Source organism: Pirellulales bacterium (assembly GCA_035533075.1).
GTDB lineage: Bacteria > Planctomycetota > Planctomycetia > Pirellulales > JAICIG01 > DASSFG01.
On sequence record DATLUO010000292.1, the window covers coordinates 1 to 15,868 of the forward strand.

11 protein-coding genes are annotated in these 15,868 nt (G+C 63.4%); 3 read left to right on the plus strand and 8 right to left on the minus strand.

Features of this window, described 5'->3' with window-relative positions; all coding sequences use genetic code 11:
* A partial coding sequence (locus tag VNH11_36005; GenBank protein HVA51802.1) for a transposase occupies positions 1–188 on the minus strand: 188 nt, incomplete at its 3' end.
* A gap of 264 nt (positions 189–452) precedes the next feature.
* Between VNH11_36005 and VNH11_36010 the strand changes: the two genes are divergently transcribed.
* Positions 453–1,133, plus strand: coding sequence for a Uma2 family endonuclease (locus tag VNH11_36010; protein ID HVA51803.1), 681 nt, complete (start codon positions 453–455; stop codon positions 1,131–1,133).
* 18 nt (positions 1,134–1,151) lie between these two features.
* On the opposite strand, the gene VNH11_36015 is transcribed toward VNH11_36010, so the two are convergent.
* On the minus strand, positions 1,152–2,210 hold the full coding sequence (locus VNH11_36015; GenBank protein HVA51804.1) for a prenyltransferase/squalene oxidase repeat-containing protein: 1,059 nt from the start codon (positions 2,208–2,210) through the stop codon (positions 1,152–1,154).
* On the minus strand, positions 2,207–6,916 hold the full coding sequence (locus VNH11_36020; GenBank protein ID HVA51805.1) for a PQQ-binding-like beta-propeller repeat protein: 4,710 nt from the start codon (positions 6,914–6,916) through the stop codon (positions 2,207–2,209). The genes VNH11_36015 and VNH11_36020 overlap by 4 nt, the downstream gene beginning before the upstream one ends.
* A gap of 236 nt (positions 6,917–7,152) precedes the next feature.
* On the opposite strand from VNH11_36020, the gene VNH11_36025 reads away from it, so the two are divergent.
* Positions 7,153–7,788, plus strand: coding sequence for a phosphopantothenoylcysteine decarboxylase (locus VNH11_36025; protein ID HVA51806.1), 636 nt, complete (start codon positions 7,153–7,155; stop codon positions 7,786–7,788).
* Positions 7,789–7,794: 6 nt separating this feature from the next.
* Here the strand turns inward: VNH11_36025 and VNH11_36030 are convergent, their stop codons facing one another.
* The 5 genes from VNH11_36030 to VNH11_36050 all read right to left on the minus strand — a co-directional run bounded on the left by VNH11_36030 (position 7,795) and on the right by VNH11_36050 (position 15,120).
* Positions 7,795–10,068 (minus strand): serine/threonine protein kinase, encoded by a 2,274-nt coding sequence (locus tag VNH11_36030; GenBank protein HVA51807.1) that lies wholly within the window; start codon positions 10,066–10,068, stop codon positions 7,795–7,797.
* Positions 10,069–10,073: 5 nt separating this feature from the next.
* Positions 10,074–11,852, minus strand: a complete 1,779-nt coding sequence (locus VNH11_36035) for a hypothetical protein (GenBank protein HVA51808.1) — start codon at positions 11,850–11,852, stop codon at positions 10,074–10,076.
* 1,027 nt (positions 11,853–12,879) lie between these two features.
* Positions 12,880–13,416, minus strand: coding sequence for a hypothetical protein (locus VNH11_36040; GenBank protein HVA51809.1), 537 nt, complete (start codon positions 13,414–13,416; stop codon positions 12,880–12,882).
* Between the two features lie 181 nt (positions 13,417–13,597).
* Positions 13,598–13,921: a hypothetical protein gene (locus VNH11_36045; protein ID HVA51810.1), complete on the minus strand. Its 324-nt coding sequence runs from the start codon at positions 13,919–13,921 to the stop codon at positions 13,598–13,600.
* A 398-nt stretch (positions 13,922–14,319) separates the two neighbouring features.
* Positions 14,320–15,120, minus strand: coding sequence for a hypothetical protein (locus VNH11_36050; GenBank protein HVA51811.1), 801 nt, complete (start codon positions 15,118–15,120; stop codon positions 14,320–14,322).
* A gap of 155 nt (positions 15,121–15,275) precedes the next feature.
* On the opposite strand from VNH11_36050, the gene VNH11_36055 reads away from it, so the two are divergent.
* Positions 15,276–15,868 (plus strand): type IIL restriction-modification enzyme MmeI (locus VNH11_36055; protein HVA51812.1); only part of this gene is annotated, 593 nt, incomplete at its 3' end.

Here is a 15,868-nt window from a genome sequence, read left to right on the forward strand (position 1 = left end):
AAGTGCCAGTGGTTCGGCAGCAGGCAATAGGCCAGCAGCCGCGTGTCGCTCCGCTCGACCGCCTCGGCCAAAACCTTCTCGAAGGCGTCGAAGTCGCCCTTGTCGTCGAACACGGTCATCCGCGCGTTGCCGCGGTTCAGCACGTGGTAAATGTGGCCGCCTTCGCTGGATCGATGTGGTCTTCCCATAACCCCAAATGATAATCCATAACGGCCAGCCCGTCAAGAAAACGGTTCCTGACACCTTTTCCGTGTCTCTTTTCCGGGTCCCGGCCCGATAGGCGTCGATTTCTTTCTGGATGTCGTCATCGCTGATGTCTTTGGCATTGGGCAGGCTCTGCTATCTGCTCTATGCCCAGTCGCCCTCAGGCAAGCTCTGGCGAGGACAGGTCCACCACCACCGGCGGTTGTGGTCGGGCTGTGCCGGTGGTAAAATACGAGCGAGGTGGTACTATGGCGATCGTAACCGAACAGCACGTTCCGCCCCTGGAGATGGGCGACAAATTGACCCGCGACGAGTTCCTGCGCCGCTGGGAGGCTGATCTGAGCGTCAAGTTTGCGGAGTTGATTGGAGGTGTTGTCTACATGCCTTCCCCGGTCTCAGGAGACCACGGCAAGATGGACCGACGGGTAAGTACGTGGTTGGGCGTCTATCAGGCGGCGACACCCGGCGTGGATGGAGCTAACAACGCCACGTCGATCATGCTGGACGATGCTCCCCAGCCGGACCTGAGTCTACTCATTCTGCCAGAGTATGGCGGCGGTTCACGGACGGAGGGCCGCTATTTCCATGGCGCGCTGGAGTTCGTGGCGGAGGTGTGTGCCTCCGGCGCCTCGTACGACCTGAACCAAAAGTACGATCTTTACGAAGCGGCGGGCATTCCCGAGTATCTGGCCGTGCTGCTGTTTGAGCAAGAGATCCGCTGGCACCTGCTGGTCGACGGCCGTTACCAGATTCTTTCGCCCGACGACGATGGACTGTTGCGTTCGCGCGTTTTTCCAGGCCTCTGGCTGGACGGCCCGGCACTACTGGCAGGCAACCTGCGGCAGGTCCTCGATCGGCTGCAGGACGGCCTGCGATCGCCCGATCACGAGCGATTTGTCGCGCAGCTCGCCGAGCGACGTAAAGCTTGATTGTACGATGATGCGCTGCTAGCGTTGGTAAATTGGCAGCGTGCCGTTCTCGAGCTGCAAAAGGGTGAGGTTGATGGCCGTGGTGTAAATCGGCCCGATGTAGCCCTGGTTCCAGGAGCCGTTGCCGCCCGCCTCCGCCACCAGCTTGGCATAGACTTTGTCGCGATACTCCCGCCAGGTTTTGCCTCCCTCGCGGTAACAGACCTGCGAGTAATAGTAGTGGGCGTAATGCCAGTGGCCGAAACCCTCGTTGTGAATCTGGTCGAGGTTCTTGCGGCAATAGTCGAGCAGCTTGGGGACGTATTTGTCGTCGTATTCGCCGGCGTTGAACAAGCAGGCGATGGCGGCCGCGGAAATCGCCGGCCGCCCGCCGCCGCCTTTCGAGCTGTACTGCACGCCGCCGTCGGGCAAGGTGCAGTCGCGAATGTACTTCACCGCCTTGTCGATGATCTCCTTGGGCACCGGTATGCCCGCGTTGCGGCAGCCGCGCAGCCCCTGCACTTGCGTGATGGTGGTCGAGCCTTCGTCGAAGCCGCGGCCGTCTTTGGCGCTGACATAACCCCAGCCGCCCGCCTCGGTCTGGGCCTCGCCGGTGAACTGCACGGCCTTGGTCAGCACTTCCACCAACTCTTCACGACGGATTGCATCTTCCTCTTCGCCCAGGATTTGGGAAAGGAAGAGCATGGAGTAGCCGTGCCCGTAAGTGTAACGGTCGTCGCTGCCAGGATCGCCGATCAGACCGTTGGCCCGGCTGCGGCCGACGAGATAGGTGACGGCCTGCCGCAGGTTGGGCGCGTACTTGCCCTGCGTCGTGGTCGAGCCTTCGCACAACAGGGCCACGCCGGCCAAGGCGGTCATGGCGGTGGGATAACGCCCCTCGTTGGCGCTCCAGTGTCCCAGGCGCGACTGAGTGTTGGCCAGCCAGTCGAGCCCGCGAGAAACGACGCGGTCGACCTTGGGATCGTGCTGGGTGGCGCCAGCGACGTGACAGCAGACGACGAGCACCAGCAACGCCGCCACCACGACCGCCGCGGCGACGGCCCTGCAATGATCGCGATAGGTCAGACGACAGATCATGGGTCACCCGCCTTTCCGATGCCTTCCAACAATCGGCCGAACAGACGCGCCGCGGCGCGCCCCGCGCCCGTGGCCGCCGAGGTCTTTTTCTCGTTCGGCGGCGGAGCGGCCTCCGGCTCGCCGGTGAATTTCAAGCGATAGGACTGCACCGGCGTGCGCACCAGAACTTCGTGCTTTTCCGGGTCCGCCACCGTATCGACCAGCGCCATCTGCTGTTCCATCTCTTGCTGGAAGACGAAGCGGCCCGTGCGCTTGTCGAGGCAGGCCAACTCGCCCCGGGCGCCCTGCGGGTTGCGCGCCGGACGCTGCACCGTGGCGGCAAACACCAAAACCGGCAGATCGACCGGCTGGTTCAAGATCAGTCCCTTCTGCGAGAGAGCCTGTTGATAGAGGCGTTGGCCCGTCTGCCGGTTGAAGCCGTAGGCCTTGCCATTCACCAGCACGGTGCCCGCCTGGCCCGGGATGGCCGCCACGTTCATGTTCACCCGGTGGCTGGCGCGGTTGGTAATCACCACGTCCACCTGGGCCGAACGCAATAGATAGACATCCTGCAGGGCGGGCTCTTTGTCGATTTCGGCGTCGATCGTGGCCTGGCCGTCGGGCAGCGACAGCACGGACAGATGGCCGTCCGGCTGCACGACGGCCACCGCGTCGTCGCCCACCGTGGAGAAACGGGAACGCGCGTCGAATTTCTTCTTCCACAGGTCGGCCTGCTTCCAGGCATCGAACAGGCGCAACGTACCTTCGCCTCCGCCCGCCAGCTCCCAGGCCAGCACCAGCCTGCCGCGCGTGAGCACGCGCTGATCGGCGAGCGGCACCGCGCGGTGGCCGACCTCTTCGCCGTCGAGCAGGCGATAGACGGTGGCCTCGGCCGAGTTGACGGCCACCGGCGACACGACGAACAAGAACTCGTTGTCGCCGAAGAGCTCGCTTCCCGAAGGAACGTCCTGCCGCGTCCAAAGCGTTTCGCCCGTCAAGGGATCGACGGCAATCAAGTTGCGCAGCCGCTGGAAGCAGACCACGTCGCTGGTCAGGGGGCTGGTGTTGCCCATCGGGCGTCCGTTGACGTCGAAGGCCTGCATCCGATGCCCGCCGCCCCAAGGCATCGGCGCGGGCCGGAAGTTCAAGCCGATCTGCCGCGGCAAACCCGAGATGGGTTCGTTCAGGTCTTCACGCCACAGCACGCGGGCGGGCGTCGTCGGCGTGCCGAGGGTGTCGACGGCCACGACTTGGTAGCCCAACGACGCCAAAACCACGTGCCCGTCGGCCCGCACATAATTGACCGCCGCGCCGAAATTGTTCGGATCGTTGCGGTCCTTGATCGACAGCCGCCACTGTTCGCGGCCCAGTCCGTCGCGGCCCACCAGAATCTGCTGCTGCATGTTGGCATCCGCTTCCACGGTGGAGCGATCGTAGAACGGCCCCGGATTTCCGCGCATCTCCAACGGCGTCGATCGGCCCTGCATCACGGCCACGTTCTCTTTGTCTTTTTCGACGACCACTTTGCCCGTGGGCCACAGGTCGTCGGTCGAGCCATAGCGGGCGATTTCGGCGGCGCGGGGCAAAGCGTCTGCGATCTCGCGGCCGGTTTTGCCGTCGAGGCAGATTTCGGCGGCCCAGGGACCCGAAAGCTGACGGTAGTAGACCGCGGCGTCCGCCGGGCGGCCCGCCTCGGCCAGCAGGCGTGCCAGCCGAACCGCGGCCGCACGCACGCGGCCGGCATCGCTGGACCGCTCGAGTTGTCTCAGCCAGTGCTCGGCCTGCAACCACTCTTTGCTTTCGATGGCTTTCGCGGCGAGCAGCTCGCGAGCTTCATCCGCCGCCGGATGGTAACCAAAATAGAGCACGAAATTGCGCAACCGGTGCGGGTCGTTGGCGTCGATGCACTCGCGCAGCGTACGGTCCAGCACCGTGTCGATATGCCGCTTTTCCTCCGGCTTGGCCGCGGCGGAGGAGGTGGCCGAGATGTAGAGGCCGGCCAGGCGGGCCCGCACCCAGCGATCGCGACGTACCGAGAGCCCGCTATCGACGCGCTCCGGCGCGCTCGGCTCGACGGCCAGGTCGGCCATCTTCAAATAAGCGTCGAAGGCCGGCACAAGCTGACCGGCCTTTTGCAGGCCCAGCGCCATCAGACGCAACAGCGAGGCCTGCTGGCCTGGCTGCTGCGCCAGCCGCTCGATCTCCGGCGCCAAGTCGCGATGGGCGGCGAAGTCGAGCCGCAGACTTTCGAGCATGGCGTCGACCAGCAGCTCGCGAGTGCGCGGATTGTCGGCCAGCTCGAAGCTCTTCCGCAGGGCGTTGACGGCGTCGTCGAATCGCCCTTCGTCGAGCAACAGCTCGCCGTGCCGCGCCAGGGCCTGGGGATCGTCGGGATGCTCGGCCAGCGTCTTGGCCACCTGCTGGCGCAGCTCGTCGAGCTGGTAAAAGCTTTCGACATGATCGACGCCCTGCGAGATCACGGCGCCGTGGTAGCAAATCAGGTTGCCCGGCACCGTGCCGCTGCGCGACCGGCTGCGGGCGACGATGCGGCCCTCGTCCAGGTCGATGGCCGCGACTTCGGCGGAGCTGAGCGGCAGATAGTAGCGGTCTCCGTTATAAAAGCCTCGTCCGCTGGGCGTGCTGTTCGAGGGCAGCGCCAGCGAAGCGTCCATCCAGGCCGGTTCGCCGTCGGCCAGCCGCAAGGCTTTCACGGTGCGGCTGCCGACGATGATTGCCTTGCCGTCGTGGACGCACGCCACATACAGGCCGTCGTCGCGAGGTTTTTGCCACTTCAGCTTGCCGTCGGTCAGGCCGACGCAGAATATCTCCGACGACTCCACCGGCGTCATCAGCACCTGGCCGCCGGCAACGGTGACGCTGGCATCGGCCCAGCGGTCGTCGGCGTTCTCGTCGTTGACCTGCGGAACCTGCTGAAAACGAAACTGCATCAACCGGTTCTGCAAGAAGTTGCCGTCGGGCGACTTGGGATACTGATGGCCCCACAGCAGCGTGCGCGTCGTCAAATCGACCGCCACCACCGCTCCGCTTGACGTGGGACAGACCAGGATTCCGTCGGAATAGGAGGGCACGGCCCCGGCCGTATGCCGCAGGTGTTCTTCCATTGGGTTCGGCTCGACCAGCACGAGTTGCTGAGACCAATCGAGCTTGCCCGTCCGCGGATCGAGCACATACAGCCGCACCTCGCCCTTGACCTCGCCCAGCACATACAGCGAACCGGCCACCGGCAACGGAGGACCGAGAAAAAACAAGTCGGCCAGATCGGCTTCTTCCTCGCTCGACCAAACCAGCTTGCCTTGCGAGACAATCTCGAAGGCCTTCAGCTCGTTGGAGGCCCGGTCGGGCCGCGGCATGCCGAACGGACGCGGGTTAAAGACTATCTGTTGCGGCAGACCTTGCTCGACGTTGCCCAGTTCGTTCTTGCCGGGCTGCTTGGCCGTGTAGGGTTCGTCGACGCAGTAGACAAACTCACCGTCGCTGCTCAGCGTTCCGTAAACCGCGTTCTCCCACACGCGCTGCTGGAGCCAATTCGCCAGCGGCATGGGGGGCTGTCCTGGTTGGCGAGGTTGGGCGTCGATCAGGTCTTCCACGCTCTTGTCGGTCGTGTTCCAGATGCGCTTGCCGGTGCGGAAATCGACGCCTTCCAGCCCGGTGAGCGAACGCATCAGCACATAGTCGCGCACGGCCAGCGGATGCAAATTGGGCACGATGCGAGCCCCGCGTTCCAGGAACTGCTGCGACAGCTTGTCGAGCGTCTGCTCCAAATCCGGGGCGTCGGCCACGGGAACGGCCCAACGGCGGTTCAACAACGGGCTGCTCCCTTCGCTGGCCGAGTTGCGGGCCGGGCCTCCTCGATAAAGCGTCCATTGGCGTGCGCCCCGCGATCGCGTCGGTTCGTCGGCCTGTCCGGCCGCCTGAGCTAACCACACGGCAGCCTGCGCGTCGGCTGCGAATATCTTCTTCGCATGGCCGGCGATCTCGAATTCGGCGTCGGGATATTTATGCCGTAGCTCGCGCACCAGGGCGGTTCCTTGCTCGGTTCGACCGGCGCGGGTCCAGCAGACCGCCGTCAGCAGCGTCAGGGTCGGCTCGAATTTCGCGGTCGTTCTGGCTGCGCGCAGCCGCTCCAGACACAAGGCCGCCGCCAGAGGCTGCCCGCGTTGCATCTCGCTCAGGCCCAGCAGATACGTGGCCTCGTAGCCGGCATCGGTGTGAAAGAACTGCCGGGCCACTTGCGCCAGCCGCGAGCGATCGCCTTGCGTTACCGCCTCATCGAGCAGGCGCTTGGCTTCGGCCCCGTACTGCAACTCGTAGCTGGTGCGCCCCTCTTGGCCGAGTTCGCCGATCAATCGCTGGGCCTCTTGCTTCAGGCTGCGATAGATCGGCTGGCCGCGTTCCGGTTGAAAGAAGCAGTCCTCAGGCCGTTCGAGAATGCTGCTGAGAAAGCGGGCCGCTTCACCGTACCGCTTCTCTTCAATCAGCTCGCGGGCACGATTCAGCCGCAGCCACGTTTCGCGGTCGGGTGGATAAAAAACGCTGTTGCCGTTTTCCTCGCCCGTTTGTGAAGGGTTGTTTGGGCGCGGCAGGCGGCGGATGCCGAACCGCGGCGGCTGAGCGAACACTACGGCACAATTCGCCCAGGCGAATAGCGCGACGACGAACACCCCTGCCATTGGCCGGGCAGGCTGGCGGCTCCTTCCCAGTGGCACGATTTTTTGCACTCCTCTTGAAGCAACCCTCTGGCAGTCAATATCTTACACGGCACGGGCAAAGCCGGCAACCAGGGTCATGATCGAAGGGCTGCCCACGTTGGCCGGTGACTGACAGGCTCAAGTTTCTAAAGTTTAGGCCGTCGCACGGATCTCGCCCCAATCAGATAGAATGAGGGGAATGGGGCGCGGCAAAGAACAGCTTTATTGCCAGATCGGAATAAGCCGCAAGCGTCATGTCGCGAATTCTCATCACCTCCGGCCCCACACGGCAGTATCTCGACCCGGTGCGGTATCTGACCAACGCCTCCAGCGGGCGCATGGGCCGGGCCTTGGCGGAGGCGATGATCGGGCTGGAGCACAAAGTCGTGATCGTCACCGGGCCGGTCGAGGTCGATTACCCGGCCGCCGCCGAGGTCGTGCCCGTCGTGTCGACGGAAGAGATGCTCGAAGCTTGCCAGCGGCTCTTTCCGGACTGCCAGGGGGTGATCGGCGTGGCGGCACCCTGCGACTATCGTCCCGTGCGGGTCGCGCCGGGCAAGATCCAAAAGACCGGACAGCCGCTCGATCTGCGGCTGATCGAGACGCCCGACGTAATTGCCACGCTGGGGTCGCAGAAGCAGGGCCAATGGTTGGTTGGTTTCGCTTTGGAAACCGACGATCCACGCCTGCGGGCGCTGGCCAAGCTGGAAAAAAAGGCTTGCGACCTGATGATTCTGAACGGTCCCGAAGCGATGCACGCCGCCGACACGCGCGTCGAGATCCTGGACCCGCGCGGCGAAGTCGTCGAAAGGCTGGCCGGCACCAAGGAGAGCGTCGCCCGCGGAATCGCCGCCACCATCCAGCGGCGTTTGGTGAGGGGCCAGGCATGATACGGCCTAATCCGTTCCGTGACCGGCGGTATCGGCGACTTTGCCCTCGCCCCGCGCGGTCTCGCTCGGCGTCGGAGGGGAGATCGACGCCGACGACAGGCTGGAACCTGCCAGGCCCGTGGAACTGGGCGTGTTGCTCTGCGGCGTCAGGCTGGTGCGGCGCCGCAGCCGGTCGAACCAACGCAAGCGAGGCGATTCGTTCAGCACCAGGATGACAAACCCCCACAGGCCGGCCAACACCACGGCAACCACGGTCGTGGCCAGCTTCGCCCGCCACAGCAGTTGATCTCGCAATTGCTGCACGGGCGCCACCGCGGCCTCGTAGCGCTCCTGCACCAGCACCGCCCAGCCCGTGTCGCGAACGCCCAGACGCTTGCGGGTCAGCACTTCGACCGGTTCGATGGCGGCCAGCCATCGTTCGTCCGCTTCGCCCTCCAGCGGATCGTGGTAATCGTCGATCCACGCCAACTCGTTCGTTTGCACGGCCTCAGCGGGATCGTCGGGGTGCGGTTCGCGACGCAGGCGACGCAGACGCTCCAGATCGGCCAACGTGCCGGGCGGCAGATAGAGACGCTCGGCCGCTCGGTCATCTTGCTCCCTCAACGGCTTCAGGCCAGGATGCTCCAGGATGGCGCCCCGCAGGCCGGCTTCGTCCTTGCGGCTGTCGATCAGCACGGGAAGTTGATTGTTGCCCGAACGCTCGTCGGCCCGCAACTCGGCAAAGTGCCCAAGGCCGACGGAGTGGCACAGGACGCCGATCACCCGGCGGCCGTCGACGTCGTCCGGTTGGTCATAAATGGGCACCGAGAGTGCGACGGTGCGTTCGTGCGTCGCCTCGCTGGTGAAAACAATCGAAAGGTGCGGCGCGTTCAACGGTCCGGGCTGCGCATTGCGCGGCAAATCGCGCCCTTGACCGTGAAAATAATCGCGAAAGGCGTATTCGCCGCCGAGGGTGTTTTCCTTGATCGGGCTGCGGGCGAGTTGCATGCCTCGTCGATCGAGAACGTACCAACTGTCGGAATCGGCCAGCACGTGGTCGCGATCGAGCCGCTCCAGCAGTTCCTGCAAGTCGCGCCTGGCGGTCGGGTCTCGCCCGGCGGCGGCAGCCTGAAACACCGTGCGGAACGCATCCTCAGATGCGACGCGTTCCAGGATGCGCCAGCGTTGGTCGAGTTCGCGGGCCACGGTCTCGGCCACGAACTGAGCGGCAAAACGGTCGGCTTCCAAGGCGCGGCGGGTCAAGGCGTCGCGCGAGTCATCCAGCGCCGTCTCGAATACGTTGTAGCCGAACAGCGAAACGATCGACAGCAATACGAACGGTCCGACCAGGCCGAGTACCAGCAACGGCCGCCGCGACCGCCGCGCGTTGCGCGAGTGCAGCGCGTCGATGACCGCCTGCGGATTCGCAAAACGCCTGTGCGGATCGACCGCCAAACAGCGGTGGACGATCTCGGTCAACGCCCGGTCGACGCCCGACAAGTGCCGGTGCAGCTTCAGCCGCGGCGCTTGTTCGATAAACTGGCGGTAACGCGACAACTGCTCTTCCAGTCCCTCGGCCTGCTGAATGTAGGCCAGCGCTTTGTCGCTGCGGTGCGGCGCGTTGCCCGTCAGCATGGCGTAGAGCAGGGCGCCCAAGGCATACACGTCCCAGCGAGCGTCGGGCACGGCCTTCAAGTCGGCCTGTTCCGGCGCCATGTAAAACAAGGTGCCCAGCGACGGCGACTGTTCGGTCGAGAGCCGCGACTGGCCGAAATCGGCCAGCCGAGGGTGCCCGTCCTGGTCGAGCAACACATTGGCGGGCTTCAGGTCGCAGTGCAGAATTCCCTTGCCGTGGGCGTGGACCAGTCCGATGGCCACGTCGCGGAACAGGTCGACCGCGTCGTGCATCGGAAGCGGCCCGGCATTCAGCCGGTCGGCCAACGAGCCGCGGTCCAGGTACTCCATCACAAAATAGGGCGGATCGCTGTCCCAGCCGACTTCGATGAGCTGCACCACGTAACGGTCGGCGAAGAGCAGCGCCAGCCGCTCGACTTCGCGGGTGAGCACGGCCCAGTCGAGACCGCCGCGGTGCAGGTAGAACTTGATCGCCACGCGGCGGCCCGTGTTGGTATCGACGGCCACCCACACCTGCCCGTAGGCCCCGGCGCCCAAGAAGCGTTCTGCCCGATAGCCCGGCACCTGCAGCGGCGGGCGCGTCGGATGCAGGCTTCGCTCGCGGGCGCGACGCAGATCTTCATCACTCTGCGTGAGTGTGCGATCGAAACCGGCATCGGACGACATACGGCTTAGAACTCCAGTTTACGGAAGGCCCGGCAGCCGAGCCGCATCGGTACGATCGTGGCAGCCAGTCCCAAAAGGATGCTGGCTGCCAACCCCAGGCCCACGAGTTGCCCCAAGCGTTCCTGGGGCACGCGCCAGTGGGCGAGGCCGTTGGCGGCCAGGTAGAAATGACAAGGAACCGCCGTCATCATGACGATGGCCGCGACATAAGCCGTGCTAAGGATGAGATTCAGCGTGCCGCCAAAGCCGGCGGCGATGCGCGACGGCGATTCATCGCGCAGGTTCGGCATCTTGGCCCCAAGCCCCACGGCGATGCCCGCAAGCCCGACGCAAAACAGGACGCAGGCCAGCACGTGTACCGCCAGCACCAGCGGAGCGACGCGGAGCATGGTGTCGCTGAGCACGACCAGCAGCGTGCTGGGCACGATCGAGCCGGCGACGGCGAACAGGAACTTGCCCAACAAGATCGTGTCGCGACGCACGGGCAGCAGGCCGAGAATCCAAAACCGCCGGCCCTCGAGGCTGATCATCGGAAATATGAACCGTGTGGTAAACGTCGACAAGATCAGGCCCACCACCGAGAGGTTCAAGAAACTGATGATATGTACCCAGTTGACGTAGTTCACATCATAGCTGAGTCGCCGGATGTTGAGAAAATAGAGCGCCAGCAGGCCGAAAAAGATCAAGAATTGCAGCCATTGCACGGGATCGCGACGGAACAGCCGGAGGTCTTTCACGATCAGCAGCCGCATCTGTGGAGTGAGGAAAAAGGGCAGTCGTTCGATCAACTGGTCGATGGCCTTGGCCCGCGGACGTTTGTTGCCCGACAGATCGGTGTGCAGCGAGTGGTAGGCAGCGCGGTAGATCCGCCCCGACAGCCAGAGGGCGATTTGGTGCAGGAGCAGGGCGTTGGAGAGCGTCAGCGAAAGAAACTTGAAGCTTTCGGCCATGGCCGCTCGCCGGCTGTCGGTGTCGAGACTGGCCTGGGCCGCTTCCAGCAGACCCGAGCTCAGCCACCAGCTTGGCAGCAACCGGGCCTCGCTGAACCGCAGGCGGCCGAGCATCTCTTGGAACCAGCCGGGCGTCAGCAGATCGCTTTCCGAGCGGTGCGTCGCATACCAGACCGCCATGGTCACCAGGCCGCCCAGGGCCGCCACCGCCGCCGTGCCGATCGCCAGCGAACGCAGCTTTCGCCGCGGGAGCCACCGCACCAGCACCAGCGCCGCGATGGCGCCCAAGCTGCCGGGGATGTAGGCAAAGCCAATCAGGTAAGGCAGCAGCACGGTGAAGAAATACCAACCGGAGTGCTCGACCGAACCATACGCCACCAGCATGGGACTGCCCAACAGCAAAAAGCCCCAACTGCTGAACAGCATCGCCTCTTGGAATTTATGCAAGAAAATTCGCTCGCTTCGCACCGGAAGCGAAAACAAGAACTGTACCTCGGCCGAGCGGAACAGGCCGCCGTAGATAATGATGCCGGTGGAGACGACCAACATCAGCGTGAGCGAAGCGAAAAAGATGCTGAACACGGCGCGTGCGGTGTCGTCGTGCGTCACGCGGTCGGGAATCATGACGCTGAGAAATTGAAATCCCTCGACGAACAATTCGAACAGGCAGAGCCACAGGACGCCCGTCAGCAGCGTGACCAGCGAGACGCGCAGCCGCGACTGCCGCAATGCTTGCCGCAAATGGTTGACGAACAGCCGCTGCCGCAGCCAACGAAACAAGCGTGCCTCGTCGGGCACCGAAAGACGGTCGACGTTGAACCACCGGCTGTGCATGCCGCTATTTTACCAGGACGCGCAGGGTGGGCGAGTGCTGCGATGCAAAGCACTTGCGGAAAACGAGCTCCGCGCGAAGACAAGTTCGGTAAAGCTTCGCCTAACCCGGCACGCAGGTGCCGTACACCAACCCGAAGCGCCAGCGAGGAACGTGAAAAAGAGGCAAAACCTCGCTTGCGCTTCGGGTTAGTGTGAAAATGGGAACGGGTTCGGCGAAGCTTTACCAAGTTCGCGTCGTAAGCCGAAAGGACATACGGCTTTCCGCCCCTGCGGAAAAACTCCGGCAGGGTCGCCAGCCACCGGCCACGAACCCTTGGACGCCACCCACCGCCAGAAGGTTCCCCCATTCGCTTGCCACAGGGCACGGACGACCGACCACCGGCCCGCTTTTTTTCCCGTCTGCCAGCAATACGCTTGGCGACCGTCAAAAAAATCCACCCCAGCAATGATTCCACGCAAAAAGCCCACCGTTGAAACCAACGATGGGCTTATGTAGAACTCAAGTCGGGGCGACTGGATTCGAACCAGCGACCTCTACGTCCCGAAAATACCTGTTCACTCGCTGAAAAACCAAAATTCTCCGAGGAATGTACGCATTTTATGCGACTTTCCTTGCGTTTGCAAGCCATCGTACGGAATTGCGTTTTTCATCGGCAAATAGCGGTATTCCGGTCCAGTCGCCGCGCGCAAAACGGTACATACTCGTTTGCGCCGGAGCGTCGTTTTTTGCTCCGCCAGCCGGCGCCAAGCTGGCCGGCAACCGATCGGCGCAAAACGGTACATACCGTTTTGCGCCAGGCGGACGCCTACGGCCGCATTAGACGCATCGCACGGCCGCCTGACGTTTGGGCCGTTCGCCGGCCAACGTCGTCGCCTTGCCAATTCTGGCGCATTCGTGGTTGGCCAAGCGGGGCTGACGTGTCCCGCATAACGCGGTTCGCAACGGATTCGGCCAGAGTAAAAGTCGGCCGGGGGGGGCACGCTTCGCCGGCCGCAAGTCCCACGGTGGCAGGCCGCTACGTTGGCCTTACTGCCGCTGGGCATCGCGAATCCACCCGCGATGCAACCGCTTAACGTCACGCATCGACGTGCCAAGCCGTTCGGCCAAGCGGGAATAGAGCCAATCACGCTGGTGGCTTTCTTGGCAACTCTTGTAGGTCAAGTTATGGCAATGGCGGCAACCGAAGTATCGGCCGCGGAGATAGAGTTTGCGGGCGCGGCGGTTGCACGCCACGCCATTGACCGCCAACGGGCAACGGTCCCACCAGCGAACGCCCCCGAAGTGCGGCCGGGTCGTTTCCAAGCGCACGGGAATAACGACGTGTTCCTTGGCTTCGCCCCAAGCGTAGTCAAGCACAAGCCAAAGCTGGCCCCCGTGGCGTTGTTCAACCCGGTAGCCGATCGAACCCGTCTCGCGCTCGCCAACCAGCCAACGATAACGGCCGCTACGCCACGGAGCGAACGCCCCGTCACGTTCTAACACCCCAAGGTCGAGCGCGTGGCAATCCTCGATCGTGGTTTTTTTGTCATGGCCGAACCAACGTCCGCTCGCATAGCCACCCATTTTCCGCGCTCCACGTTTTTCCTAAATCATCACGGGTTTGCGCACCGTTGCCAGCCGCGGCCACGGCCTTAAAGCCATGCTGCTAAACCAGATAGCCGGGTTCCGCGGCAATGTCCCGTTGCGCACCAAATAGGACCGCTCGCCACGGTCTTTTTGTGCTTTGAAACCGTGCGGGCGGTCGTCATTCGACTTGTTCCGCTCGCTTGTTCGCCCGTTCCATCGCCATCGCCGCCCCGATAACGGCCAGCGCCTGCCGATCGGAAGCGGTTTGCAATGCGGGGCCGATCGTATCGCAGACGGCTCGCCGCGTTGCCGGCGGAGTGTTCCAACCTTCGTTGACGGCCTGTTGCACCAATTGCCAGTCGCCGCGGGTCCGCGGCTGAAACGTCCCCCCAAGCCCCCCAGCGGTTTGCTCGCCGGGGGCCTCGATAACCGGGTTGTCCGCGGTCGCCGCCAGCCGGCTTGTTCGCCGGCGGTATCGTTTCCGCGCTTTCCTTGATGCCATTGTACAGCTTGATGTACTCCGCGAAAGCCGGGGCGCGTCGTGGCCAACGCCGCGGGCCGCGTAAGGCAAGGGCACGGTCGCCGCGGTGTTGCGATGCGCCGGCGGTCATGCCGCTTGATTTAAGAGTCTACCGCGAGCGCCAGGCGGCGCGAACGCCCAATAAACGCCGTCGGCAAGGGCCTACTTCTATTCCGATTGTACCGGCGATGCGGAAGACGGCTCGGCGGTTTCGGATGGCTGGCCTTGGGCCGTCTCTGGAATAGTTTCTAACGTCGCGACATAGTATGGGTAATGGCCTTCGCGCACCGTTCTGACGAACGACAGCGCAGGCACCTTCGCGGAAAGAATAACGCCAGACTTGAAAACGATTACCTTTGCGCCACCCACGGCTCTTTACCTCATGAAGCAGGAAGCGATCTTAATGCGGTTCGCACAAGCACGACGATTGTGTAAAAGGCGTCAGCCTTTAGCTCTCGTTGGTTGTGGCGCGAATCGCGGAATACCGGCGGGTTCTCACTAACGAGCTGCCAATCAAGGTCAATGCTAAGCACCCCCAAAAACTTGTTTCGTCTATCGGTGAAACCGCACGACAGGATAACGCCCACCGATTGCATTCTGTCGCTGATGCGAGCCACGGTCGCCCGGTCTAGGCCAAGCTGATCGCAATAGAACGCCTCAAACGAGCGTCTGTCGGGAAACGCCGGAAAAAATGCCATTTGGACTTCGTTTCGTGCGGCCGATTCCCACGCCAAACCGGTGTGGCCTTCGCCCTTCTTGTATCGGGCGCGGGAACGATCAGCAGCAACCGTAATCTCCGCGCCGCCCGGTTCGTACCGGAACCACGGGATGATGTACCGAGGATTAAGCGGGTCCACTTTGAAAAGGGTCATCCTTACTCGGTGGTCCTTAAAAACTCGCTCGTAGAGCAGGTCGAAAACGCCCCACAATACTTCACCCTCGAGACTGGTTGCCGTTCGTCGTTCACGAATGGTCACAATTACACTGACGACAAGGAACACCAGATAAAGCGTTCCGAAAACCGCCGTCGCGACGGCCGACTCGCTCTTCGTGTTGACGGCTAATCCACACGCGAGCAACAACAGCAGAAAATCAAATGTATCCCGTAGGCGGAGCGCTCTTCGTATCGCCCGTGCATTCCCCGCGAGCCAATCGCGGCAGTCATCGGAAAAAAGCGCCACGTTGCCATCCCCGCCAAATGCTGCTATCGTAGCCGATCCGGCGGCCACTCCGCAAGGCAGCAACCCTTGTGCCAGCCGACGGGGCCAATCTGATAACTTCCCGGCAATCTTCGCCAGTTCGGCCGTTGCTGCCGTCCATCGCCCCTCGGCCCGCCATGACTCCCCAAGAATTCGTCGCCAAATGGAAGCAAGCCAACCTTTCCGAGCGGAGCGCTTGCCAGCAACATTTTCTCGACCTTTGCGACGTGCTTGGCCAGCCCAAGCCGGCCGCGGCCGACCCCGACGGCGCCTTTTACACGTTTGAGCGCGGCGTGAGCAAAACGGGCGGCGGCCAAGGTTGGGCCGACGTTTGGTTTCGCGGCCACTTCGGTTGGGAATATAAGGGCAAGCACAAAGACCTTGACGCGGCCTACGCCCAGCTTCTCTTGTACCGCGAAGCGCTGGAGAATCCGCCCCTGTTGGTCGTTTGCGACCTCGACCGATTCCAGATCCATACCAACTTCACGGGCACGGCCAAGCGCGTCTACGCTTTCGATCTCGACCACCTTGCCGAACCGGCCCACCTCGACACGCTCCGCAAGCTGTTCATCGACCCCGACGCCTTGCGGCCGGGACAAACGGCGGAAAGCGTCACGCGACAGGCTGCCGAGCGGTTCGGACTGTTGGCCGATGGCATGCGCGTGCGCGGCATCCCTGCGCAGCCGGCGGCCCACTTTTTGATGAAGCTCATGTTTTGCATGTTCGCCGA